General features: G+C 72.6%; 20 protein-coding genes. 13 read left to right on the forward strand and 7 right to left on the reverse strand.

From position 1 onward, the window contains the following. Positions 1–31 precede the first annotated feature (31 nt). The 3 genes from FGG90_RS12415 to FGG90_RS12425 all read left to right on the forward strand — a co-directional run bounded on the left by FGG90_RS12415 (position 32) and on the right by FGG90_RS12425 (position 3,271). Positions 32–1,303, forward strand: a complete 1,272-nt coding sequence (locus tag FGG90_RS12415) for an extracellular solute-binding protein (protein WP_165771360.1) — start codon at positions 32–34, stop codon at positions 1,301–1,303. 67 nt (positions 1,304–1,370) lie between these two features. Further along, positions 1,371–2,366 carry a carbohydrate ABC transporter permease gene (locus tag FGG90_RS12420; protein ID WP_094126711.1) on the forward strand — a complete coding sequence of 332 codons (996 nt, stop codon included), beginning with the start codon at positions 1,371–1,373 and terminating at the stop codon, positions 2,364–2,366. Continuing rightward, entirely contained in the window at positions 2,366–3,271 is a 906-nt protein-coding gene (locus tag FGG90_RS12425) for a carbohydrate ABC transporter permease (protein ID WP_094126709.1), read from the forward strand. The genes FGG90_RS12420 and FGG90_RS12425 overlap by 1 nt, the downstream gene beginning before the upstream one ends. A gap of 78 nt (positions 3,272–3,349) precedes the next feature. On the opposite strand, the gene FGG90_RS12430 is transcribed toward FGG90_RS12425, so the two are convergent. The 3 genes from FGG90_RS12430 to FGG90_RS12440 all read right to left on the reverse strand — a co-directional run bounded on the left by FGG90_RS12430 (position 3,350) and on the right by FGG90_RS12440 (position 8,724). Next, positions 3,350–4,612, reverse strand: a complete 1,263-nt coding sequence (locus FGG90_RS12430) for a glycoside hydrolase family 27 protein (RefSeq protein WP_094126707.1) — start codon at positions 4,610–4,612, stop codon at positions 3,350–3,352. After that, complete coding sequence (locus tag FGG90_RS12435; protein WP_210433019.1) at positions 4,609–6,126, reverse strand: alpha-N-arabinofuranosidase; 1,518 nt, start codon at positions 6,124–6,126, stop codon at positions 4,609–4,611. Before FGG90_RS12435 ends, FGG90_RS12430 begins: the two co-directional genes overlap by 4 nt. A gap of 72 nt (positions 6,127–6,198) precedes the next feature. After that, entirely contained in the window at positions 6,199–8,724 is a 2,526-nt protein-coding gene (locus FGG90_RS12440) for a glycosyl hydrolase family 95 catalytic domain-containing protein (RefSeq protein WP_094126703.1), read from the reverse strand. Between the two features lie 159 nt (positions 8,725–8,883). Between FGG90_RS12440 and FGG90_RS12445 the strand changes: the two genes are divergently transcribed. Beyond that, entirely contained in the window at positions 8,884–9,477 is a 594-nt protein-coding gene (locus tag FGG90_RS12445) for a P-loop NTPase family protein (protein WP_094126701.1), read from the forward strand. Between the two features lie 245 nt (positions 9,478–9,722). Here FGG90_RS12445 and FGG90_RS12450 read toward each other — a convergent pair whose 3' ends face one another. Next, positions 9,723–10,631, reverse strand: a complete 909-nt coding sequence (locus FGG90_RS12450) for a dienelactone hydrolase family protein (RefSeq protein WP_094126699.1) — start codon at positions 10,629–10,631, stop codon at positions 9,723–9,725. A gap of 272 nt (positions 10,632–10,903) precedes the next feature. Then, positions 10,904–11,596 (reverse strand): YceI family protein, encoded by a 693-nt coding sequence (locus FGG90_RS12455; protein WP_094126697.1) that lies wholly within the window; start codon positions 11,594–11,596, stop codon positions 10,904–10,906. Positions 11,597–11,787: 191 nt separating this feature from the next. On the opposite strand from FGG90_RS12455, the gene FGG90_RS12460 reads away from it, so the two are divergent. From FGG90_RS12460 to FGG90_RS12480, 5 genes are all read left to right on the forward strand, one after another. After that, positions 11,788–12,294 (forward strand): sigma-70 family RNA polymerase sigma factor, encoded by a 507-nt coding sequence (locus tag FGG90_RS12460; RefSeq protein ID WP_094126695.1) that lies wholly within the window; start codon positions 11,788–11,790, stop codon positions 12,292–12,294. Then, positions 12,291–13,151: an anti-sigma factor family protein gene (locus FGG90_RS12465; RefSeq protein WP_094126693.1), complete on the forward strand. Its 861-nt coding sequence runs from the start codon at positions 12,291–12,293 to the stop codon at positions 13,149–13,151. Before FGG90_RS12460 ends, FGG90_RS12465 begins: the two co-directional genes overlap by 4 nt. Positions 13,152–13,193: 42 nt before the next feature. Then, the gene (locus tag FGG90_RS12470) at positions 13,194–13,769 is read left to right on the forward strand and encodes a helix-turn-helix domain-containing protein (RefSeq protein WP_094126691.1); all 576 of its coding nucleotides are present in this window, start codon (positions 13,194–13,196) and stop codon (positions 13,767–13,769) included. After that, complete coding sequence (locus FGG90_RS12475) at positions 13,769–14,335, forward strand: DUF6036 family nucleotidyltransferase (RefSeq protein WP_094126689.1); 567 nt, start codon at positions 13,769–13,771, stop codon at positions 14,333–14,335. The genes FGG90_RS12470 and FGG90_RS12475 overlap by 1 nt, the downstream gene beginning before the upstream one ends. Positions 14,336–14,428: 93 nt before the next feature. Further along, positions 14,429–15,817, forward strand: coding sequence for an MFS transporter (locus tag FGG90_RS12480; RefSeq protein ID WP_094126687.1), 1,389 nt, complete (start codon positions 14,429–14,431; stop codon positions 15,815–15,817). A gap of 7 nt (positions 15,818–15,824) precedes the next feature. Here FGG90_RS12480 and FGG90_RS12485 read toward each other — a convergent pair whose 3' ends face one another. Further along, positions 15,825–16,190, reverse strand: coding sequence for a hypothetical protein (locus FGG90_RS12485; protein ID WP_094126685.1), 366 nt, complete (start codon positions 16,188–16,190; stop codon positions 15,825–15,827). 32 nt (positions 16,191–16,222) lie between these two features. Beyond that, positions 16,223–17,233 (reverse strand): LacI family DNA-binding transcriptional regulator, encoded by a 1,011-nt coding sequence (locus FGG90_RS12490; RefSeq protein WP_094126683.1) that lies wholly within the window; start codon positions 17,231–17,233, stop codon positions 16,223–16,225. Between the two features lie 224 nt (positions 17,234–17,457). Between FGG90_RS12490 and FGG90_RS12495 the strand changes: the two genes are divergently transcribed. From FGG90_RS12495 to FGG90_RS12510, 4 genes are read left to right on the forward strand one after another with little or no spacing between them, the layout of a single operon-like run. Beyond that, positions 17,458–18,747, forward strand: coding sequence for an extracellular solute-binding protein (locus tag FGG90_RS12495; protein ID WP_094126681.1), 1,290 nt, complete (start codon positions 17,458–17,460; stop codon positions 18,745–18,747). Positions 18,748–18,757: 10 nt separating this feature from the next. Next, entirely contained in the window at positions 18,758–19,786 is a 1,029-nt protein-coding gene (locus tag FGG90_RS12500) for a carbohydrate ABC transporter permease (RefSeq protein WP_094126679.1), read from the forward strand. Beyond that, positions 19,783–20,688 carry a carbohydrate ABC transporter permease gene (locus tag FGG90_RS12505; RefSeq protein WP_094126677.1) on the forward strand — a complete coding sequence of 302 codons (906 nt, stop codon included), beginning with the start codon at positions 19,783–19,785 and terminating at the stop codon, positions 20,686–20,688. Before FGG90_RS12500 ends, FGG90_RS12505 begins: the two co-directional genes overlap by 4 nt. Continuing rightward, a complete protein-coding gene (locus FGG90_RS12510) occupies positions 20,685–23,075 on the forward strand; it encodes a beta-xylosidase/alpha-l-arabinosidase (protein WP_094126675.1) in 2,391 nt (796 codons plus the stop codon). The genes FGG90_RS12505 and FGG90_RS12510 overlap by 4 nt, the downstream gene beginning before the upstream one ends. Positions 23,076–23,116 lie beyond the last annotated feature (41 nt).

Consider the following 23,116-nt stretch of genomic DNA (forward strand, 5'->3'; position numbering starts at 1 on the left):
CCGCGCGGATCCCCAATGAAGAGGAAGCATCGTGAGAAGAACCCTGACGGCCGCCATCGCCGCCGCCGCAGTCGCCGTCGCCCTGACCGGATGCTCGTCCGGCGGAGGCGGCGCCGGATCCGACGACCCGAACGCGGAGGCCTCCTTCTGGTCCTTCACCGGCATCGGCGCCAAGGACGGCGTCGCCGAGTACCAGCAGAAGAAGCCCGACGCGAAGGTCAAGCTGACCGAGGTCGGCTCCACCACGGAGACCGCGACGGCGCTCACCGCGGCGCTCGCGGGCGGCAAGGTCCCCGACCTCGTCATGATCCAGAACGACGACCTCCCCCAGTTCGTCGAGAACAGCGCCAACTTCCTCGACCTGCGCACGCTCGGCGGCGACGGCATCGCCGACGACTACCTGCCGTGGGCGGCGAAGGCGGCCACCGCGGAGGACGGCTCGGTCATCGGCATCCCGACCGACGTGGGCGGACTCGGCTTCGCGTACCGCGCCGACCTCTTCGCCGCCGCGGGCCTGCCCACCGAGCCCGACGAGGTCGCGGCGATGTGGAAGGACTGGCCGTCGTTCATCGCGATGGGCGAGCAGTACACGAAGGCGACGGGCAAGCCGTTCGTCGACAACATCGAGACGAGCGTGTTCTTCTCCACCGTCAACCAGGTGAGCGAGAAGTACTACTCGGAGGACGGCGAGCTCGTCTACGACACGAACCCGCAGGTCGAGGACGCGTTCCAGGTCGCGGTCGACGCGCATGACGCCGGCATCAGCGCGGGCATCGCCGCGTGGTCGTCGGGCTGGGCGCCGGGCCGCGCGAACGGCGCGTTCGCCGTCACGGTCGCGCCGTCGTGGATCCTGCAGGGCATCAAGACCGACGCCCCCGACACCGCGGGGGACTGGCGCGTCGCGAGCGTCCCCGGCGTCGGCGGCAACTGGGGCGGTAGCGTCATCGCCATCCCGGCCCGCGCGGAGCACCCGCAGGCGGCCTGGCAGTACATCGAGACGATGATGTCCGGCGAGGCCCAGCAGGAGCACTTCGAGCGCACCGGCACGTTCCCGGCGGCGACCGCCGCGATCGGGAGCGACGCCGTCTCGGCCTACACGGACGACTTCTTCGGCGACTCCAAGATCGGCGAGGTGATGTCGCAGTCGGTGACGGAGTTCCCGTCCTTCTACAACGGACCCGACACGTCGCCCATCAACGCGGCCCTGCTCAACACGCTCGTCGAGCTGGAGTCGGGCAACGTCACCTCCGCGAAGGCGTGGCCGCAGGCGCTCGCCTCGGCGAAGACCGCCATCGGCGGCTGATCCCGTCCCACCCACCCGGCGGCCCGGGGCGCTCACGCTCCGGGCCGCCCCCAGACGGAGGTACCCCATGTCGACGGCGACATCACCCCGCACGAGCACCGAGCCCCCCGCGCCTCCCGCCCCGCGCCCGCGCCGCGGGAAGGCACCGGCGGCGAGCCCGACCCGCAGGATCCAGCAGTCGCTCTCCGAGCGCATCGCGCCGTACGCCTACGTCGCGCCCTTCTTCGTCATCTTCATCGTGTTCGGCCTGTTCCCCCTGGTCTTCACGTTCTACGTCTCGCTGTTCGACTGGAACCCGATCGGCAAGCAGACCTTCGTCGGGCTCGCGAACTTCCAGCAGCTCTTCGCCGACGACCGGTTCTGGAACGCGCTCGTGAACACGTTCGCGATCTTCCTGATCTCCACGATCCCGCAGCTGCTCCTCGCGCTCTTCCTCGCGCACCTGCTCAACCACGCCCGGCTCAAGTGGGCGAACTTCTTCCGCATGGCGCTGCTCGTGCCGTACATCACGTCGGTCGCCGCGACCGCGATCGTGTTCGCGCAGATCTTCGACCGCAACTTCGGCCTCATCAACTGGGTGCTCGGGATCTTCGGCCTGCCGTCGGTGAACTTCATGGCGACCAACCACGGCTCGTGGATCCTGATCTCGGCCATGGTCATGTGGCGCTGGTTCGGCTACAACACGCTGCTCTACCTCGCCGGCCTCCAGGCGCTCCCGCGGGAGATGTTCGAGGCGGCGGCGGTGGACGGCGCGTCCAGCTGGCAGCAGTTCCGGCACCTCACGATCCCCGCGCTCCGCCCGATCATCATCTTCACGGTGATCATGTCGACCATCGGCGGCCTGCAGATCTTCACGGAGCCGCTGCTCGCGGCGCCCGAGTCGGGCCTCACCTGCGGCGCCGGGCGGCAGTGCCAGACGCTCGCGCTGTTCCTCTACGAGCAGGGCTTCGGGCAGTTCGAGTTCGGCTACGGGTCCGCCATCGGGGTCGTGCTGTTCGTGATCGTGGTGGTCGTCGCGCTCCTCAACTTCTACCTGTCCACCCGCACCCGGAAGGCGAGCTGATGTCCGACGTGATCGACCAGACCGTGTCCCCCGTCGTCGCCGCACCGGTCACGAAGCGCGCGGCGCTGCCGCGGCGCCGGGGCAAGGGCGGCGGCATCAGCCCGATCGTCTACGTGTTCCTGAGCATCGCCGTGCTGATCTCGGTGTTCCCGCTCTACTACATGCTCGTCGTGGCCTCGGTGGGGGCGACCGCCGTCACCTCGATCCCGCCGCGCCTGTTCCCCGGCACGAACTTCCTCGAGGTCGCGGGCAAGGTCTTCGACACGGTGCCGTTCATGCTGTCGCTGCTCAACAGCGTGCTCGTGTCGACGACCGTCGCCGTGCTGTCCGCGGTGCTCTGCGCCATGGCCGGCTTCGCGTTCGCGAAGCTCACGTTCCCGGGGCGGAACACGCTGTTCCTCATCGTGCTGCTCACGATGACGGTGCCGGCGCAGCTCAGCGTGATCCCGCAGTACCTGATCATCAGCCAGCTCGGCTGGGTCGACACGCTGCAGGCGATCATCGTGCCGGGCCTCGCGAGCGCGTTCGGGATCTTCTGGATGCGGCAGCACATGTCCACCACGGTGAGCGACGAGCTCATCCAGGCGGCCCGGCTCGACGGCGCGAACTCGTGGCAGCTGTTCTGGGGCGTCGCGTTCCCGGTGGTGCGGCCGGCCGCGTTCGTGCTCGGGCTCATCACGTTCACGGGCGTGTGGAACGACTTCATGTGGCCGTTCATCGTGCTGAAGTCGCCGGAGCTGTTCACGGTGCAGATCGCGCTGAAGCAGCTGCAGGCGAACCGGTCGATCGACGTGGCGCTCGCGATGGGCGGGTCGTTCATGGCGACGCTGCCGCTGCTGATCCTGTTCTTCTTCGTGGGGCGGCGGATGATCACCGGGATCATGGACGGCGCGTTCAAGGGCTGAGGCCCGCGCCCGCATCCGCGCCCGTCACGACGCCGGCCGCCGTCCCCTCGGGGATCGGCGGCCGGCGTCGTCGCGTCGTCAGGCGAGCCGCAGCAGCCGCACGCCGTGGGCCTCGACCTCGAGCGGGATCCCGCCGTCGACGACCGCGAGCTCCTCGCCGGTCCAGAGATCCGTGGCGCGCGTCGCGTCCGGGCAGCCGAGGTCGGCGAGGTGCGCGACCGTGGCGAGCGGCGCGTCGCCCAGCTGGAAGACCGCGCGCCACCGGGTGGCGCCCTGCTCGGCCGCCCAGATCACGAGGTCGCCGTCGCGCACGATCTCGCGGCTCGCGTCGCTGCCGAGGAGCGCGAGCACGTCGTCGTTGGTGAGGAGCGCGAGCGTGGCGGCGTCGGTGTCGGGCAGGTGCCCGCCGAACATCAGCGGCGAGCGGAGCAGGCACCACAGCGACACGAGCGTGCGCCGCTCGGCCGGGGTGAAGCGGCTCTGCCGGTCGCCGCCGACGTGGGCGCGGATCCCGATGCGGCCGAGCGGCAGCATGTCGGCGTCCGCCCACCCGCCGGGACGCTGGTGCGGCGCCCACCTCGCGGCGCGCTGGAACTGCTCGCGGAGGTGCGCCCAGTCGTCCCAGAAGTCGTCGGAGATCCGCCAGAGCTGCGCGGTCTCCCGCAGCAGGTCGAGGTGCTCGAGGCTGAGGCGCTTGCCGGGCGAGAGGCTCAGGGTCATCGGGCGGCCGGACGCGGCGATCGCGCGCGAGATCGCCGTGACCTCCGCGGCCTGGACCGGCGGGTACAGCACGTCGTCGAGCTTCACGTAGTCGACGCCCCACTCCGCGAGCATCGCGAACACGGAGTCGTACCACTCCTGCGCGCCGGGCCGCGTCATGTCGACGCCGTGCATGTCGGGGTTCCACGGGCAGGGGTTCGCCGGGTCGGCGATGTCGGCGCACGTGGCGTCGGATCCGAGGACCGGCAGCCGCTCCTCGGCCGCGCGCCGGGGCACGCCGCGCATGAGGTGCACGCCGAAGCGGAGGCCCATCGCGTGGATCCGCCGCGCGAGCTCCGCGAACCCGCGCCCGCCCGCCGCCGACGGGAAGCGGCCGACCGCGGGCTGCGGCCGGCCCCACGCGTCGAGCTCGGCGGCGGACGCCTCCCGGTAGTCGTGCGCGCCGGGATCCGGCTCGTACCACTGGATGTCGACGACGACCGTGTCCCAGCCGTGCGGCAGCAGGTGCGCGGCGAGGAAGCGCGCGTTGGCGAGCACCTCCTCCTCGGTCACGGATCCGCCGAACGCGTCCCAGCTGTTCCACCCGAGGGGCGGGATCGCCGCGCAGACGGGCGCGGTCACGCCTCGAGCCGCAGCGAGAGGGTCGCGAACGAGTGCGGCGGGAGGGTGAGGCGCACGCCGTCGGCGGTCGTCTCGATCCCCTCGAGCGGGACCGGATGCACGGCGTCCGCGTCGCCCGGGCGGTTGTGCGCGTCGGGCCGGTCGGCCGTGAGGATGCGGCCCACGACGTCGACCGCGCGGCCGCCGCGGAACGACACCACGACCTCCTGCGGCTCGTCGAGGTCGACGTTCGTCAGCGACACGAGCACGCGGCCGTCCTTGGCGCTCGCCGAGGCGGAGGCCAGCGGGATCTCGCGGCCGTCGACCCGGCGCACGGGCCCGGCCACCACGGCGGGCAGCGAGGTGGCGTCGTGGTGCCCGCGGTTCATCTCGAACACGTGGTACGTGGGGGTGCGCACCATCTCGCCGCCGTCGGGATCCGTCAGCAGCATCGCCTGCAGCACGTTCACCGTCTGCGCGATGTTCGCCATCCGCAGCCGGTCGGCGAACGCATGGAAGACGTCGAAGTGCCAGGCGGCGACCATGGCGTCGCGGATGGTGTTCTGCTGGAACAGGAACCCCGGGTTCGTCCCCGGCTCCACGTCCCACCAGGTGCCCCACTCGTCGAGCACCATGCCGTACTCCTTGGCGGGGTCGTGCACGTCCATCACGTCGGCGTGCGCGCGGAGCAGCGGCTCGATGCCCTGGGCCGCGACGATGGTGCTCCAGTAGGCGTCCTCGTCGAAGCCCGTGGCGCTGCCCTTCGCCGTCCAGCTGCCGCCGAGCGTGTAGTAGTGGACGGAGATCGACTCCCACGGCACGGACGAGAACGGGTGCGCGTCCATCTCCGGGATCACGCGCATGAGCGTCTCGGTCCACTCGGTGTCCATGGTGTCGGCGCCCGCCGCGATGCGGTGCAGCGGGGTCGCGCCGCCGCTCTCGCAGAAGGTGCCGAACTGCCGGGCGAGGTCGGCGTAGGTGACCGAGCGCATGTTGCCGCCGCAGCCCCACGCCTCGTTGCCGAGGCCCCAGAACGGCACGGTCCACGGCTCGTCCCGGCCGTTCGCGCGGCGGAGGTCGGCCATGCGCGACTGCCCCGCGCCCGTGAGGTACTCGACCCAGTCGGACATCTCCTGCACCGTGCCCGAGCCGATGTTGCCCGAGACGTACGCGTCGGCGCCGAGTAGCTCGCAGAGCGCCATGAACTCGTGCGTGCCGAAGGAGTTGTCCTCGACGGCGCCGCCCCAGTGCGTGTTGATGAGCTTGGGCCGCTCCTCGCGCGGGCCCACGCCCTCCCGCCAGTGGTACCGGTCGGCGAAGCAGCCGCCGGGCCAGCGGAGGTTGGGGATGTCGAGGGCCCGGAGCGCCTCGACGACGTCCAGGCGGATCCCGCCGGCGTTCGGCACGGGCGAGTCCTCGCCCACGAAGAAGCCGTCGTAGATGCAGCGGCCGAGGTGCTCGGCGAAGTGCCCGTAGAGGTGGCGGCTGATGGTGGCGCCGGGGCGGTCGAGGTCGACGGTGATGGTGGTGGTCACGGATGCTCCTGCGATGGGGCGGCGACGGTGCCGCTGGGGTGGGGACCGGGGTCCCGGAGTGAGAGATCGATCTCACAGTACGCCGCGGGGAGCCCATCCGACCTCGACGCGCACGGGTTCCCCGCCGATGACGAGGGGCGCGCCCGCGTCGTGCACCGCCCCGTCGACGCGCACGGTCGCCGCCCGCGGCAGCCGGAGCGCCGTGCCGCCCTCCGGCGCGAGCCACGCGGCCGCGGGGAGGCGACGCACGACGAGGGTCGCGCCGGTCGGATCCCACGCGAGCCGGTCGACCACGAGGCCGCCGCGCGCGCGGAGCCCGGTGACGCACCCGCGGGGCCACGCCGCCGGCACCGCGGGGAGCACGGCGAGCGACCCCTCGTCGGATCCGAGCAGCATCGCCGCGACGAGGCCCGGCAGGCCGCCGCTCGCGTCGAGGTTGAAGATCCGGCCGGCATCGTGCCGCGTCGTGAGCGTGGGGCTCCAGTGGTCGACCGCGAGCCACTCGGCGCACGTCAGCGCGGACTCCGCGTCGCCGAGCGCGGCGGCCGCCCGGCCCACCTGCACGAGGCCGAACGCCATCTCCATCCGGCCGGGCGGGGCCGTCGGGTCCTCCGCGCGCCACGCGATCTTCGCCGACACGGTGCGCGCGGCCGCGGCTCGCAGGCGCACGGCCTCCGCGCCGTCGCCGTGGAACGCCGGGTCGGTGCCCGTGCCGACGGGGTGCAGCTGCGACGCGTGGCGGTGCGCGACCTCCTCCGGCCAGCGCGGATCCAGCCACTCGGCGAGCGTGCCGTCGTCGGCCACCCGGTACGGCGGCAGGTCGCGGACCACCGCGTCCCAGCGCGCGTCGAGCGACGCGTCGCCGCGGGCCCGGCCGAGGAGGGCGGTGGCCCGGGCGGCGTCGCGGAGGATCGCGACGTCCATGGTCGCGTCGGTCGCCGCCGGCACCCGCTCGCCGCGGGGCGTGTTCTCGGGCGAGTAGGAGGGGACGAGGCGACGCACGCCGTCGTCCAGCACGGTCGCCGTCTCGGCGAAGCGCAGCACGCCCTCCGCGAGCTCCCACAGCCGGTCGTCGACGATGCCGCGGTCGCCCGTGGCGGAGACGGCGTCCGCCGCGATGCGGAGGATCCAGCCGCCGCAGCCGATCCAGAACGTGTGCGGGTAGTCGGGGGAGAGGTGGTCGGCGCGGCCGTGCGTCGACATGCGCGCGGGCAGCAGCATCCCCTCGGCGCCGAAGACGCGGCGGGCGTTCTCGCGGAAGTCGTCGAGGTGCGGCAGCACCAGCGCGAGGATGCTGCGGGCGAGCTCGGGCGTGCCCGTCGCGACCATGCCGGCCATCGCGCCGTCCTGCACGTTGCCGTTCAGCGTGTAGTCGGCCGACCACGCGGGGCGCCACGTGCCCTGCCAGACGCCCTGCAGCGTCGGCGGCAGCTCGCCCGTGGCGGCGATCACGTTCGCGCGGCCGCTCAGGTAGGCGATCTCCACGACGCGGCGGCGGGCGGCCGGGTCTCCGGCGCGGGCCGCGGCCCAGACGGCCTCGGTGTCGGGATCCACGGGGGCGGTCGCGGTCGCCGGTGTCGCTGCGGCTGTCGCTGCGGCTGCGGCTGTGGCTGTGGTCGTCGGCGTCGGGCCGGCGGGCGTCGCGCCGTCGAGGTCCAGCGTCGAGGCGGCGACCAGCAGGCCGTGGGTCGCGCGCTGGGCCGCGCGGAGGTCGTCCCAGGTGGGCGCGGATCCGGCGGCCGGCTCGGCGGGCGTCGTCGTCGCGTGGGCGGGGCCCGTGGCCACGGCGACGCGCACGAGCCGCGGTCCGCCGGGGCCGGTGCGGACGGTCGCGCGCGCGGATCCGCCCGCCTCCGCCCACGCCGCGCCCGCGTCGACGGCCGTCACCGCCCGCACCGCGACGGGTCCCGCGCCCGCGTCGGCCGTGAGGATCCCGCGCCCGCCGCCCGCGACGGACGCCTGCACCGCGGCCGACGCATCCGGCACGCCCGTGTCGAGCGAGGTCGCGTCGCCCGCGCCGAGGCCGAGCTCGACCTCCACGTCGTGGTCCCGGTCGGACTCGAGCGCGATCCAGAGGACGCCGCCGTCGGAGCGGCCCGCGCCTGCCGCTGCGCCTGCGCTCGCGCTCGCCCCTGCCCCCGCGTCCGCCCGCGGCGCGACCATCCGCACCGCGTGCCGCCCGCCCTCCCGGTCCGCCCACGCGATCGCGACCTCGCCGCCGACCGGGTCGACGCTCCGCCGCATGCCGACCGCACCGCCGGGCGTGCGGATCACGAGGGTCGCGCAGATGCCGAGCGGGTCGGTCCAGACGAGCCCGTCGCCGTAGCCGTCGTCGCGCGCGGCCGCCTCGAGCTCGGCGCTCGCCGTGTCCGCGTCGCCCGCGAGGAGCGCGCGGCGGATCGCGTCGAGGCGCGGCCGCAGGTCGGGGGCGGCGGGCCGCGGGTTCACGGGCGGGAACCAGCGCTCGTGCGCGAGCGAGACGGTGATCGCGTCGGCCGGGCCGTGCGCGACGGCGCCGATCCGGCCGCTGCCGACGATCACGCCCTCCTCCCACGTGGGCGCCGCGGTCGCGGTCGTGAGGACGGGATGGGCATCCACGGGCTGCGCGTCGTCGCGCGAGAGCGATCGGATGATCGGCCCCTTCCGGTTCGTCGGCGAGTCCTTGCGGGCCGCACCACGCTACCGGCCGGGGTGCGCGGCGGGAAGGACGGGGACGGATCCCGACGCCCGTCCACCCTCCCGCCCTAGGATCGGCGGATGCTCGGACCCCTGCAGCGCCTCGATCCGCCCGCCCGGCGCATCGTCATCGCCGCACCGTCGGGGGCGGGCAAGACCACGCTGGCGCGCCGCATCCAGGAGCGCACGGGCCTGCCGCACACCGAGATGGACGCGCTCTTCCACGGCCCCGGCTGGACCGAGCTGCCCACCTTCCGCGACGACGTCGAGGCCTTCACGTCGCGCGACGCCTGGGTCACCGAGTGGCAGTACACGACGCAGCTCGGCCCGCTGCTGCCGTCGCGCGCGGACACGCTGGTGTGGCTCGACCTGCCGGTGCAGGTGCAGATGGGGCGGCTGATCCGCCGCACGGTCGTGCGCCGCTGGCGCCGCGAGCCGCTCTGGCACGACAACGTCGAGCCGCCGATGCTCACCGTCTTCACCGACCCGGACCACATCGTCCGCTGGGGCTGGCGGGGCCGCGCGAAGGTGCGCAGCCGCGTGGTGCACGCGGCCATCGCGCACCCGCACCTCCGCATCGTGCGCCTCCGCTCGACCCGCGAGGTGGACCTGTGGCTGCGCGGCCAGCCGCGCTCGGATCAGCCGCCGATGTCGACCGTGGCCTCCGAGCGCTGACGCCGGTCCGGCCGTCGCCCGCGGGCACGACGGGGATCGCGCCGGATTGGTGACCGACCGGCTCTGTGCGCCTGCTGCACGGGGCTGTCCTCGACGCGCGCCACGTCCTCGACCTCGAAGGCGCCCGTCACGCGGCGGCCCGCGCGGGCGACGGCGGCCCGGTCGCACGCCCCGGAACGCCGAGAGCGGCGTGCGACCCGAGGTCGCACGCCGCTCTCATGGGGCCCGGAGGCCGTCGATCGGTCCTACTTGGTGCAGGAGCTGGCGGAGTCGCTGATGGTGTCCGAGATCGGCGCGGCGGTGCAGGCGGACGCCTTGGCCGCGCTGTCGCCGTCGAGGTACGCCTTCAGGAAGTTCGTCACCGCGTCGCGCACGGTGGCGTTGGACTTGCCCCGGGCCACGAAGTGGTCCGCGCCGCGGAGCTCCAGGTACTGCTTGGCGGTGGTGCTGGGGATGGACTCGTAGGCGGGCTTGCCCATGAACGACGCCGGAGCGGTCGTGTCGGTCTGACCGGTGATGATCAGGGTCGGGGTGGTGATGGTGGGGTACGTCGGCGAGGCGGTGGGGTGGTACGGGTCGGTCGTGCCGGCCGGGATGTCGTACGGCATGAGGGCGACCGCGGCCTTGAGGCCGTGCTGCTCCACGGCCGCGTTGAGCGAGCCGCCACCGGCGAGCGAGTAGCCGACCACGCCGAGGTCCGCGGGGTCGACCTGGTCCTTGACCGGGCTGTCGGTGGCGAGGTACTTGGCCGCCGCCAGCATCTCGTAGGAGCGCTGGTTGGGGAGGTCGTAGCGGTTGAGGGTGTCCATGTTGAACACGATGAAGCCCTCGCCGGCGAGGTCCTTGGCGAGCCACTCCATGTCGGAGCGCGTGCCCTTCAGACCGGGAGCGACGACGATCGCGCCGAGCTTCGCCTTGCCCGTGTTCTGCGGGGTGAAGATGGTGGCGGAGCCGAAGCCGCTGCCGTCGACGGCGGGGATGTTGGTGCGGGTGATGGGGTACGTCGCGTGGTGGCGGGCGGTCGCGTGGTCCGCGACGGCTGCGTGGGCGGGGGTGGCGGCCTGTGCGGCGGTCGGGACGCCGAGGAGGGCGAGGGTCGCGAGCGCGGCGACGGCCACGGGACGGGTGCGGAATGCGGAGCGGGTGACGGACATGGTCGTGTCATCTCTCTGTGGTGGGCAATGAATGACGTCTCGGCGGGAGGACCCTCGCCGGACCGCGATGACCTTAGACGCGGGGATCCTGGGGAACGGCCCGCCCGTCCCCAGGCGCTGTCGCCCGTGGACAGACGGCGCGCGGGATCCGGGGACGTGCATGGCCGCGGCGTCCGTCCCGCGCATCCGCCGGGCACGCAGAAGGGGAGGAGGAGCGTCCCGAACGCGCTCCTCCTCCCCTCGTCTGGGGCGGCCCGTGGGCCGATCCGCGACTACTTCGCGGGCGTCGCCTTCACCAGGAACTCGACGGTCCCCTTGTCCTGCACGCTCACGAAGCCGAGGCTGGGGGCCTCGACGCCGTAGTCGGAGAAGGTGACGGGGATGGATCCGCTCACCTGCACGCCGTCGCCCGAGAGCGCGGCCTGCAGCGGCACGGTGACCGACTGGGTGACGCCGTGCATCGTGAGCTCGCCGGTCGCCTGGACCGTGGCGACCTGGCCGCTCGCGGGGACGGCGGCGTCGACCGGCTGGGTCAGCTTGAACGTCGCGTCGGGGTACTTCGAGACCTCCATGGCGGTGCCGCGGAAGTAGTCGTCGCGCGGCGCCTGGTCGGTGGCGATGGTGCCGACGTCGACCTTGACGGTCGCGTCCTTCAGGGTCGAGCCGTCCACCGTGATGGTGCCGGACACGTCCTCGGTCTTGCCGACGACGGTCACGTCGGTGCCGTTCAGCACCTCGGCGACGCGGTAGCCGGCGGTGCTGCCGGTGCCGATCTTCCAGTCGCCCGACAGGTTGCTCGTGTCGAGGGTGGAGTCGGCCGGGTCGGCCGAGACGGACGGGGCGGCGGCGGGGGCGCCGACGATCACGTCGCGGTAGAACGCCGGGCCGAACGCGGCGGCGCTGACGCCGAGCACGACGACCACTGCCGCGCTCGTGCCGAGGATGATCTTGCTCTTCTTCTGCATGGGGGTCTCCTGACCGGGATGGTGCGTCTTCGTCCGCCGCGGGATGTTGCGCCGACATGGAGGACGACGGGGCAGCCCCGGACAACGTTCACACCCTCAGGGGTCTGCCAGGTTCAGGTCCGCCTGAGATGATTCCCGCACCGCGGTGAACCTTCCGGCCGTCCGTCTCGTCGTGGGAGGAGGAGGTACGGATGACCACGGAGAGCACGGCGCGCATGAGGGCGCTGCACGATGCGCACGCCCCCGCGCTCCAGCGCTACGCGCTGCGGCTCACGGGGGACGCGGCGCTCGCCGAGGACGTGGTGCAGGAGGCCCTGCTGCGCGCCTGGCGCTCGCCCGCGATCCTCGCCGAGGAGGACGAGTCGGCCCGCCGCTGGCTCTTCACGGTCGTGCGGAACCTCGTGATCGACGACCGCCGCAGCGCCTGGCGCGGCCGCGAGACGCCGACCGACGTGCTGCCGGAGGATCCCGTCGCGGATGCCTCCGACGCCATCATCGACCGCCTGCTCGTAGCCGAGGCGCTCGCGTCGCTCTCCGCGGAGCACCGCCGCGCGGTCGTCAGCTGCTACCACCTCGGCCGGTCGGTCGCGGAGACCGCGGAACGCGAGGGCGTCCCGCCCGGCACGATCAAGTCCCGCCTCCACTACGCGCTCAAGGCGCTCCGTCTCGCCCTCCAGGAACGAGGAGTCACCCGATGAACGACCGCGCCGACGACATCCACGAGTGGGACGCCGCCTACGTGCTCGGCAGCCTGAGCGCCACCGACCGCGCCCAGTTCGAGGCCCACCTCACGCACTGCGACGCGTGTACCCGCTCCCTCGCCGACCTGGCCGGCCTGCCCGGCGTCCTGCGCATGCTGCCCGTCGAGGACGCGCTCGCGCTGCTCGACGAGCCGGATCCCGCCGCCGAGATCCCCGGTGCCGCCGCGCCGACCGCCGCTGCCGCCGGCTCCACCGCGGCGGGACCCGCGCCCGTCGTCCCCCTGCCGTCCACCGCCGCATCCGCGTCGCACCGCGTGCCCCGCGGCCGCGGACTCGGCGGCGGACGTCGGCTCACCGGATCCGCGTCCCGTCCCGCCCGGCTCTCCCGCCGCGCCGGCGGGTGGCTGCTCGCCGCGGCCGCCGTGGTGCTCCTCGTGGGCGGCGCGGGCCTCGGCTCGGCGCTGCGCGCCGGCGTGAGCGCACCGGTCGCGGATCCGACCCCGGCCGCATCGTCGCCCGCCGGCGACCTCGCCGACGGCCTGCCCTTCGACGCCGTGAGCATGCGCTCGGACCTCGACGACGGCGTCACCGCGCAGCTCGCCGTCACCGCCAAGCCGTACGGCACCCGCTTTGACTGGAGCTGCGCCTACGCGGGCGGCGGCGTCGGCCAGGGCTCCTACGACCTCGTCGCCATCGACGACGCCGGCTCCCGCACGGTCGTCGCCACGTGGGGCGCGGGCCAGACGGAGTCGCGGCTGCTCGCGGCCACCTCCAGCCTCCCGATGGACCAGATCCGCTCCGTGCAGATCACCCCCTCCGACTCCGACGTGGTGCTGGCGAGCCGGGACCTCTAGGGCCATCTCCGATAGCATCGGGGCTATCTGAAAGGGGTCGTGATGTCGATCGGTGAACTCGTCCATGCTGCCCGGCGGAGTCGTGGCTATACGCAGCGGCAACTGAGCGGACGCTCGGGAGTCGCGCAGTCGACGCTTTCCGATCTCGAGTCCGGGAAGCGGAGCCCCAGCGCCGAGACCGTCGATCGGCTCCTGCTCGCGACCGGTCATCAGCTCATCTCGATCCCGACGCGGCGGCATTCCGCGGCCAGCGCGACGTCGTACATCGCCGCGCGCCTCGCTGAGGGCGATCGAGAGCTCGCCGTCCGTCACTTCATCCAGCTCGCAGACGACCTGGCCGCCGTCCACCGCGAGGTCCGCTTCGCGCTGACGATCGCCGAGCCGCCCCGGACCGGTGAGAAGCGCTGGGACGCGGCGGTCGCCGGCCTCGTCGAACACCGACTCGAGGAGGAGGGCCTGCCCCTCCCCTCCTGGGTCGACTCGGAGGACCGTCGCCTGCGGAGGAGCTGGGTCTTCGGAGACGGCGTCTACGACCTGCCGGTGGATCCGAGCCGCGCGCTCCCCGCGTTCCGACGCCACGGAGTGCTGCTGGATCCCGCAACCCTCGCGAGCGTGTGATGCACGCCCTCGATCGCGCAGCACTGGTGGAGGCGCTGTCCGAGCTGATCGCCGTGCTGCGCCTCCGCGGCGTCACCGGTCGCATGCAGGTGTTCGGGGGCGCGGCGCTCGCGCTGTGCCACTTCGACCGCGGGACGACGGTCGACATCGACGCGCGTCTGCGTTTCGATTCCGATGTCCGGGAGTCCGTCGCGCGCATCGGCGACGAGCGCGGTTGGGGATCGGACTGGCTGAACGACGACGGGGCGTTCTTCATCCCGGCGTACGGCCGGGACGTGGAGTGGATCGAGGTGTTCGAGGGTGACGGCCTGGTCGTCGAGATCGCGTCTGCCGAGGCTCTGCTCGCGATGAAGCTCCGCGCGGCACGGCCGGGGCGGGACGGACGCGACATCTCCCGCCTCATGGTCATCTGCGGGGTCTCGTCGGTCTCCGAACTGGACGACGTGCACGAGGCCTACTACCCGGGAGACGGCCTCTCGCCTCAGGCGGTGAGGCTCGTCGAGAGGATCATCGACGTCGGACTGCCCGAACGTCCCGAGACCCCGACCCCGCCGATCATCGGGTGAGGGCAGAAGCCCGGTCCACCCCTGGCGCGCCGCCGTCGCGGGGCCGTACCCTGGCGTCCCACACCCGAGGAAACACGAGCGGACGAGGACCCGATGAGCGACCCGGCAGCGCACGCCGACCTGCCCGAGACGCCCGCGATGAGCGCGGCCGACCAGGCCGTCGTCGCCGCGCGCTGGAAGCGCAACGCGACCCTCTTCCTCAGCGGCCAGACCGTCTCGCTGTTCGGCTCGATGCTCGTCCAGTACGCGGTCATGTGGTACGTCACCTTCGAGACCCGCTCGGGCCTCGCGGTCGCGCTCTACGCGGTCTGCGCGTTCCTTCCGCAGGGCATCGTCTCGATCTTCGGCGGCACGCTCGCCGACCGCATGAACCGGCGCGTGCTCGTCATCGTCTCCGACAGCAGCATCGCCGTGGTCACGCTCGCGCTCGCCCTGCTCATGATGAACGGCGTCACCGACCTCTGGATCATCCTGCTCGCGGTCGCCGTGCGCTCCGTCGGCGCCGGGTTCCAGACGCCCGCGGTGCAGGCGATGATCCCGCAGATCGTGCCGCCCGAGCAGCTGCTGCGGGTGAATGGGATCTTCGGCACCATCCAGTCGGCGATGGCGCTGCTGGCGCCGGCCGCCGCGGGCGCGATCTTCGCCGCCTACGGCCTCGTGCCGCTGTTCTTCGTCGACGCGATCACGGCCGCCATCGGCATCGCGTTCCTCGTGTCGGTGGCCGTGCCGACGCTCGCGTCCATCGCGGACAAGACGTCGAGCTACCGCGAGGACCTCGTCGAGGGGATCCGGTACATCGGCGGCAACCCGGTCGTGCGTTGGCTGCTCGTGGTCTTCGCGATCATCTTCCTGCTCACCGTGGCGCCGTCCTTCATCACGCCGCTGCTGGTGGCCCGCACCTACGGCACCGAGGTCTGGATGGTGACGGTGCTCGAGGTCGCGTTCAGCGTCGGCATGCTCGGCGGCGGCGCGCTCGTGTCGACGCTGTTCGCGAAGTCCGACCGCATGACCCTGATCCTCGTGAGCTGCTTCGGCTTCGCGATCTTCACCGCGGGCCTCGGCCTCAGCCCGAACCTCTGGGTGTTCTACGGCTTCATGTTCGCGATCGGCCTGTTCGTGCCGCTGTTCTCGGCGCCGTTCATGACGCTCGTGCAGGAGACCGTCGCGCCCGAGATGCACGGCCGCGTCTTCAGCTACGTCGGCATCGTCATGGCGCTCGCGACCCCGATCGGCGCGGTCGCGTTCGGCCCGCTCGCCGACGTCTTCAGCGTGCAGGAGCTCCTCGTGGCCGCGGGGATCATCACGGTCGTAGTGATCTCGGTCGCCATCTCGCTCCCCTCGGGCCGCGCGGCGATCCGCATCGCCCGCGAGAAGAAGGCGGAGGCGGATGCGGTGGATGCGGACGCCGCCGCCACCGCGGTCCCGGACGCCGACGCCGCGCCGACCGCGGTCGACCGGGCCCGCTCGGCCCCCGGCTCCTGATGAGCGGCTAGGGACCCGGCGTACTCGGTCCCCCTGCGCCGTCGCCGACGGGGCCGTCGCCGGGTCCCGCGCCCGGACCCTCGGACGCGCCCCGCTGCGCCGACGGCCGACGCAGGCGGCGGAGGCTCCACGCCGCGAAGCCGACGAGGACGAGCCCGATCCACACCGGCCGCAGCACGTCCGGCAGGAAGAACACGACGACCGTCGCCGGGATCACCGCGAAGAACCTGACGAGGAACGCCTCGTTGGAGCGCTCCCGCATCTCGAGGGCCGCGCCCTGCGGCGCCCGCGACCACCACGGGACCCGCGCCTGGTCGCCGTCGTCGGTCGTCGCGTCGTGCTCGTCCGGCGTCCCGCGCCCGTCGTCTGCCATGCCCCGAGCCTGCCAGCCGCGGGGCGAGGCGTTCACCGCCGGCGCGGCGGCGGGGGCGCCGTGGTGGCGCGGCGCACGAGGCGGGTGGGCAGCTGGATCCGCATGGCGTCCGGCTCCTGCCCCGCCATCAGGGACATGAGCAGGTCCACCGCGGTGGTGCCGAGGCGCTGCATCGGCTGGCGGATCGTCGTGAGCGACGGCGTCATCTGCGACGCCTCCGGGATGTCGTCGAAGCCGATGACGGAGAGGTCCTCGGGCACGCGGATCCCGAGCTCGGCCGCCACCTGCAGGATCCCGATGCCGGAGAGGTCGTTGGCCGCGAAGATCGCCGTGGGCCGGTCGGGCAAGGACAGCAGCGCGCGCGCCGGCTCCCGCGCGGCCGCCGTGAGGAAGAGGCCCGCGCGCACGAGCGCCGGGTCGAACGCGATGCCCGCGTCCTGCAGCGCCCGCCGGTAGCCGGCCTCGCGGAGGCTGGCCGAGCGGAGGTCGGGGCGGCCCGCGAGGAACCCGATCCGCCGGTGCCCGAGCTCGAGCAGGTGCCGCGTGGCCTGGAGCGCGCCGCCGAGGCTGTCGGACTCGACGGTCGGCAGGTCGGCGGGCCCGGTGTGCGGGTCGATGGAGACGACGGGGATCTCGGTCGAGGCCGTCACCACGGTGGGCGTGACCATGATCGCGCCGTCGATGAGGGTGCCGCTCAGCCGGCTGAGCGACCGGCGCTCCCAGCCCGTGTTGTCCACCTGACGGGATCCGCTGTAGGCCAGCAGGTCGTAGCGCGACTCCCGGAGGGCCGCGCCCACGCCCTTGAGGATCTCGGCGCTGAACGGCTCGAAGCCGGCCACGAGCACGCCGATCACGCCGGTGCGGTGGGAGCGCATGCTGCTCGCGACGAGGCTCGACTCGTAGCCGAGCCGCTCGACGACCTCCATCACGCGGCGGGAGGTCTCGACCGAGATCCCGTAGCGGCCGTTCACGGCCTTGGAGACGGTGGACACCGAGACGCCGGCGGCAGCGGCGACGTCGTGGATGGTGGCACGGCGGGTCATGGAGTGGACCCTACGCCCGAGGAAAAGGATTTCGAAAACGTTTGACGAGGATCCGCGCACGACCGAGACTTGCCGGACCGGCCCCCGTCACGACGGAGCGACGACGCGATGACGCGACAGAGGGCCGGAGGAGCCGCACCACCACAGCACCCGGCGCGCGGCTCGTGCACGTCACCCCCCGACACCCGCCAGGGTGCGCTCAATGAAGAGACAGGTAGAACGACATGAAGGCACGGAAGATCCTCACCGGATCCGCGGCCCTGCTCGTGGGGGCCCTCGCCCTCACCGGCTGCAGCGGCGGCTCGGGCGGCAGCGACGACGGCGGCCCCGTCGAGATGACGCTGTGGCAGAACTCCACCACCGGACCCGGCAAGGCGTTCTGGGAGAAGACCACGGCCGACTTCAACGCCGCCCACCCCGGCGTCACGGTCACGGCCACGTCGATCCAGAACGAGGACCTCGACGGCAAGCTCCAGACGGCGCTCAACTCGGGCGACGCCCCCGACCTCTTCCTGCAGCGCGGTGGCGGCAAGCTCGCCGCCATGGTCGCCGCGGGCCAGATCATGGACATCACGGACGGCATCTCCGACGAGGCGAAGGCCGACATCTCGAAGGGCTCCTTCGACGCGAACACGATCGACGGCAAGGCCTACGCGATGCCCGTCGCCGTGCTCCCCAGCGGCATCTTCTACAGCCAGGACCTCTTCACCGCCGCGGGCATCACCGAGACGCCGAAGACGATGGACGAGCTCGACGCCGCCGTCGACAAGCTGAAGGCCTCGGGCGTCGCGCCCATCGCCCTCGGCGGCAAGGACGCCTGGCCCGCCGCGCACTGGTACTTCAACTTCGCGCTCCGCGAGTGCAGCTCCGACACGCTCGAGAAGGCCGCGAAGGACAAGGACTTCAGCGACGACTGCTGGATCAAGGCCGGCGAGGACCTCAAGGACCTCACGGGCACGGAGCCCTTCAACGAGGGCTTCCTCACCACCGCGGCGCAGCAGGGCGCCGGCAGCTCGGCCGGCCTCATCGCCAACCACCAGGCCGGCATGGAGCTCATGGGCGCCTGGGACCCGGGAGTCATCGCGGGCCTGACCCCCGACCAGAAGCCGCTGGCGGACCTCTCCTGGTTCCCCTTCCCCGAGATCTCGGGCGGCAAGGGCGAGGCCGGCTCCATCATGGGCGGCATCGACGGCTACTCCTGCTCCGCGCAGGCGCCGAAGGAGTGCGTCGACTTCCTCAACTACATCGCGACCCCCGAGGTGCAGAAGGAGTACTACGTCGCCTTCAACGCCCCGCCGGTGAACACGAAGTCGCAGGAGGCGGTCACCGAGCCGTACCTGCAGGAGATCCTGAAGGCGTACAACGACGCGCCCTACGTCTCCCAGTGGCTCGACACGGTCTACGGCCTGAACGTCGGCAACGCGATGAACGTCGGCGTGGTCGACCTCATGGCGGGCGACGGCAGCCCGGAGAAGCTCATCCAGACCGTCGGCGACGCGGCCAAGAAGGCCTAGGCGACCCGACATGGCACTCCGCGAGAGCTCGCTCGACGAGCAGCGTCCCGCGGCTGATCCTGCACACCCCGAGGGCGGCGTCGTGACGACGCCGCCCTCGGCGGTGCGGGGTCGACGCCGCGGCCTGGGTTGGTCCGGGCGCCTCGAGGTCCTGATCCTCGTGGGCCCGGCCCTCCTCTTCTTCGTGGGCTTCGTCATCTACCCCGTGGTGATGGCGGCCTACTACGGCTTCTTCAGCTGGCAGGGCTTCGGCCCGCCCACGATCTTCGTGGGCTTCCGGAACTACGTCACGATCCTCCAGGACCCCACGTTCCACGAGGCGCTGATGCACAACGCGGTCATCGTGATCCTGTCGCTCGTGCTCCAGGGCCCGGTCGCGATCCTCGTGGCGCTCCTGCTCAACAGGAAGCTGCGCGGACAGTCGATCATCCGCGTGCTGATCTTCGTGCCGTACGTGATCTCCGAGGTCGTCGTCGGCACCGGCTGGAGCCTCATGCTCCAGGGCTCCGGCGCGCTCAACGGCTTCCTCGCGAACATCGGCCTGGCGGACCTCCAGCAGGACTGGCTGGCGAACCCGGACATCGCGATCTGGTCGCTCATGACGATCATCACGTGGAAGTACATCGGCTTCGCGGTGATCCTCTTCCTCGCCGGCCTCCAGGGCATCCCGGAGGAGCTCAGCGAGGCGGCCGCCATCGACGGCGCCTCCTACTGGCAGATCCAGCGGCGCATCACGCTGCCGCTGCTCGCGCCGACGCTGCGCATCTGGGCGTTCCTGTCGATCATCGGCTCGCTGCAGCTGTTCGACCTCGTCTACATCATCTGGGGCCAGTACATCTCGGCCACCGCGGGCACCTCGACCATGGCCACGTACCTCGTGGCGAACGGACGCGGATCCGGCAACTACGGGTACGGCAACGCCGTCGCCGTGGTGCTGTTCCTCATCTCCCTGGTCGTCGCGCTCGTCTACCAGCGGTTCGTGCTCAACCGCGACACCGCCGGCGCCCTCACGGGCGCAGGAAGGAAGGCGAGGAAGTGACCGTCGCCACCGCCGCTCCGCGCAACGCGGACCTGGATCCCACCTACTCGGCGAAGACGCCGAGGCCCAAGCGGGCCAAGACGCCCGGGCAGGGCAACAACCCCATCCCGTACCTCGTCGCGGTCGTGCTCATCGCCCTGATGCTGACGCCGGTGGCGTACATCATCCTCGGCGGGTTCCGCACGAACGCGCAGATCACGACCGACCCGGCGGGCTTCCCGGCGCCGTTCCAGATCCAGAACTACCTCGACGTCCTCACGGGCTCGATGTTCTGGCGCCAGGTGGGCAACTCGCTCATCGCGGCCGTGGGCACCACGGTCGGCGCGGTCGTGCTCGGCCTCATGGCGAGCTACGTGCTGGCGCGGTACACGTTCTTCGGCCGGGGAGCGCTCTACGCGATCTTCGCGTCGGGGCTCATGTTCCCCATCACGGTGGCCATCACGCCGCTGTACATCGTGATCCGCTCGCTCGGGCTCACGAACTCGCTGCCGGGGATCATCCTCCCGCAGATCGCATTCGCGCTCCCGACGACGATCATCATCCTGGTGCCGTTCCTGCGGGCCATCCCGGACGAGATCCAGGAGGCCGCGTTCATCGACGGGTGCAGCCGCCTCGGGTTCTTCTTCCGCATGGTCGTGCGGCTGTCGATGCCGGGCGTGATCACGGTCGGCATCCTCGCGTTCATCGGCAGCTGGAACAGCTACCTGCTGCCGCTGTTCATCCTCAGCGACGCGTCGGCGTACACGCTGCCGCTCGGCGTGCAGTCGTTCTCGTCGCAGTACTCGGTCGACACGGCCAAGGTGCTGGCGTTCACGTCGCTGTCGATGATCCCGGCGCTCATCTTCTTCTCCATCTTCGAGCGCCGCATCGTCGGCGGCCTCACGGGCGCGGTGAAGGGGTGACCGGGGCGGAGACGCCCCCGGGCGCCGTCGCGCTGCCCGAGGTGTCGGACCGCGTGCGCGAGCTGCACGCGCGCATGACCCTCGAGGAGAAGCTCGCGCAGATCGTCGGCTACTGGGTCGACCAGGGCGGCGAGGTCGTCGCGCCCATGCAGGGCGAGATGGCCACGACCGGCCGCTACGAGGAGGCGACCGAGCACGGCCTCGGGCACCTCACCCGCGTGTACGGCACGCGGCCGGTGGATCCGGTCGAGCGCGCGTCGTGGCTGTGGGCCGAGCAGAGGCGGCTGCGGACGGAGACGCGGCTCGGGATCCCGGCGCTCGTGCACGAGGAGTGCCTCACCGGGCTCGCCGCGTGGCAGGCCGCGACCTTCCCCACGCCGCTCGCGTGGGGCGCGTCCTTCGACCCGGGCCTCGTGGAGGAGATGGCCGCGCTCATCGGCGGGTCGATGAAGGAGCTCGGCGTGCACCAGGGCCTCGCGCCCGTGCTCGACGTGATCCGCGACGCCCGCTGGGGCCGCGTCGACGAGTGCATCGCCGAGGACCCGTACGTGGTCGGCACCATCGGCACGGCGTACGTCCGCGGGCTCCAGTCCGCCGGGATCCACGCGACGCTCAAGCACTTCGTCGGCTACTCGGTCTCGCAGTCGGGACGCAACCACGCGCCCGCGCACGTGGGCCCGCGCTTCGTGGAGGACGTGCTGCTGCCGCCCTTCGAGATGGCGGTGCTCGACGGCGGCGTGCGCTCGGTGATGAACTCGTACGCGGAGATCGACGGCGCCCCCGTCGGCGCCACGACGGAGTACCTCACGGACGTGCTCCGCGGCCGCTGGGGGTTCGACGGCGTCGTGGTCTCGGACTACTTCTCCGTCGCGTTCCTCCAGGTGATGCACGCCGTCGCGGGCGACCGCGGCGAGGCGGCGGCGCTGGCCCTCGAGGCCGGCATCGACGTGGAGCTGCCCACCGGCGACGCGTACCTCGCGCCGCTGGCGGAGCGGATCCGCGCCGGGCTCGCCGACGAGTCGCTCGTCGACCGCGCGGTGCTCCGCGTGCTCGACGAGAAGGAGGAGCTGGGGCTGCTCGACGCGACCTTCGAGGATCCGCCCACCGAGATCGACCTCGACACCCCGGCCCACCGGGATGTCGCGCGCCGGCTCGCGGAGGAGTCCGTGGTGCTGCTCGCGAACGACGGCACGCTGCCGCTCGCCGGCGCGGACCGCACGGCGCCCGGCCAGGCAGTGCCCTCCCGGATAGCGCTCATCGGGCCGAACGCCGACAGCGCCGAGGCGCTCATGGGCTGCTACTCGTTCGCCAACCACGTGCTCGCGCACCACCCGGGCACGCCGCTCGGGTTCGCGATCCCGACCGTGGCCGAGGCGCTCCGCGCGGAGCTGCCCGACAGCGAGCTCGTGCTCGCGCACGGCGCCGACGTCGAGGGCGACGACCGCTCCGGCTTCGACGCCGCGGTCGAGGCAGCGCGCGGATCCGACCTCGCGGTCGTGGTCGTCGGCGACCGGGCGGGCCTGTTCGGGCGCGGCACGGTCGGCGAGGGCAACGACGTCGAGAGCCTCGAGCTGCCCGGCGTGCAGCGCGAGCTGGTCGAGGCCGTGCGCGCCACCGGGACCCCCGTGGTCGTGGTGCTGCTGACCGGCCGGCCGTACGCGGTGGCGTGGGCTCTCGAGGGGGACTCCGCTCCGGCGGCCGTGCTGCAGGCGTTCTTCCCGGGCGAGGAGGGCGGATCCGCGATCGCGGGCGTCCTCTCCGGCCGGGTGTCGCCGTCGGGCCGCCTGCCGGTGTCGCTCCCGCGCTCGGCGGGCGCGCAGCCGTTCTCGTACCTGCACCCGATCCTCGGGGGACCGAGCGAGGTGACGAGCGCGGATCCCACGCCCGTCCTCCCGTTCGGGCACGGCCTCTCGTACACGACGTTCGCGCGCAGCGACCTGTCCGTGGAGTCGGCCGAGGTCGCGGCGGGGGAGGCGTTCACCGCCACCGTCGAGGTGCGCAACACGGGCGACCGCGACGGCACCGACGTGGTGCAGCTGTACGCGCGCGACGTGCAGGGCAGCGTCACGCGGCCCGTCGCGCAGCTGCTCGGCTACCTGCGGCTGGACCTGGCCGCCGGCGAGTCCGCGCGCGTCACCTTCCGGGTGCCCACCACCCGCCTCGCCCTCACCGACCTGCGGTACCGCCGCGTCGTCGAGCCGGGCGCGGTCGAGCTGTGGGTCGGGCCGTCGAGCGCGGTGAAGGAGACGGAGGCGGCGATCGAGATCACCGGATCCGCGCACCACGTCACCATCGCCGACGAGCGGTACGTGGGCACGTCGGTGGAGCGCGTCGGCGCGTCCGCGAGCGCGTCGGCCACGCCGGAGCGGGTGCTCGAGCCGAGCTGATCCCCGTCGCCGGAGCCCCGGACGCCGCGCCCTCGACGCGC

This window comes from Clavibacter michiganensis subsp. tessellarius, assembly GCF_021922985.1.
Taxonomy (GTDB): Bacteria; Actinomycetota; Actinomycetes; order Actinomycetales; family Microbacteriaceae; genus Clavibacter; species Clavibacter tessellarius.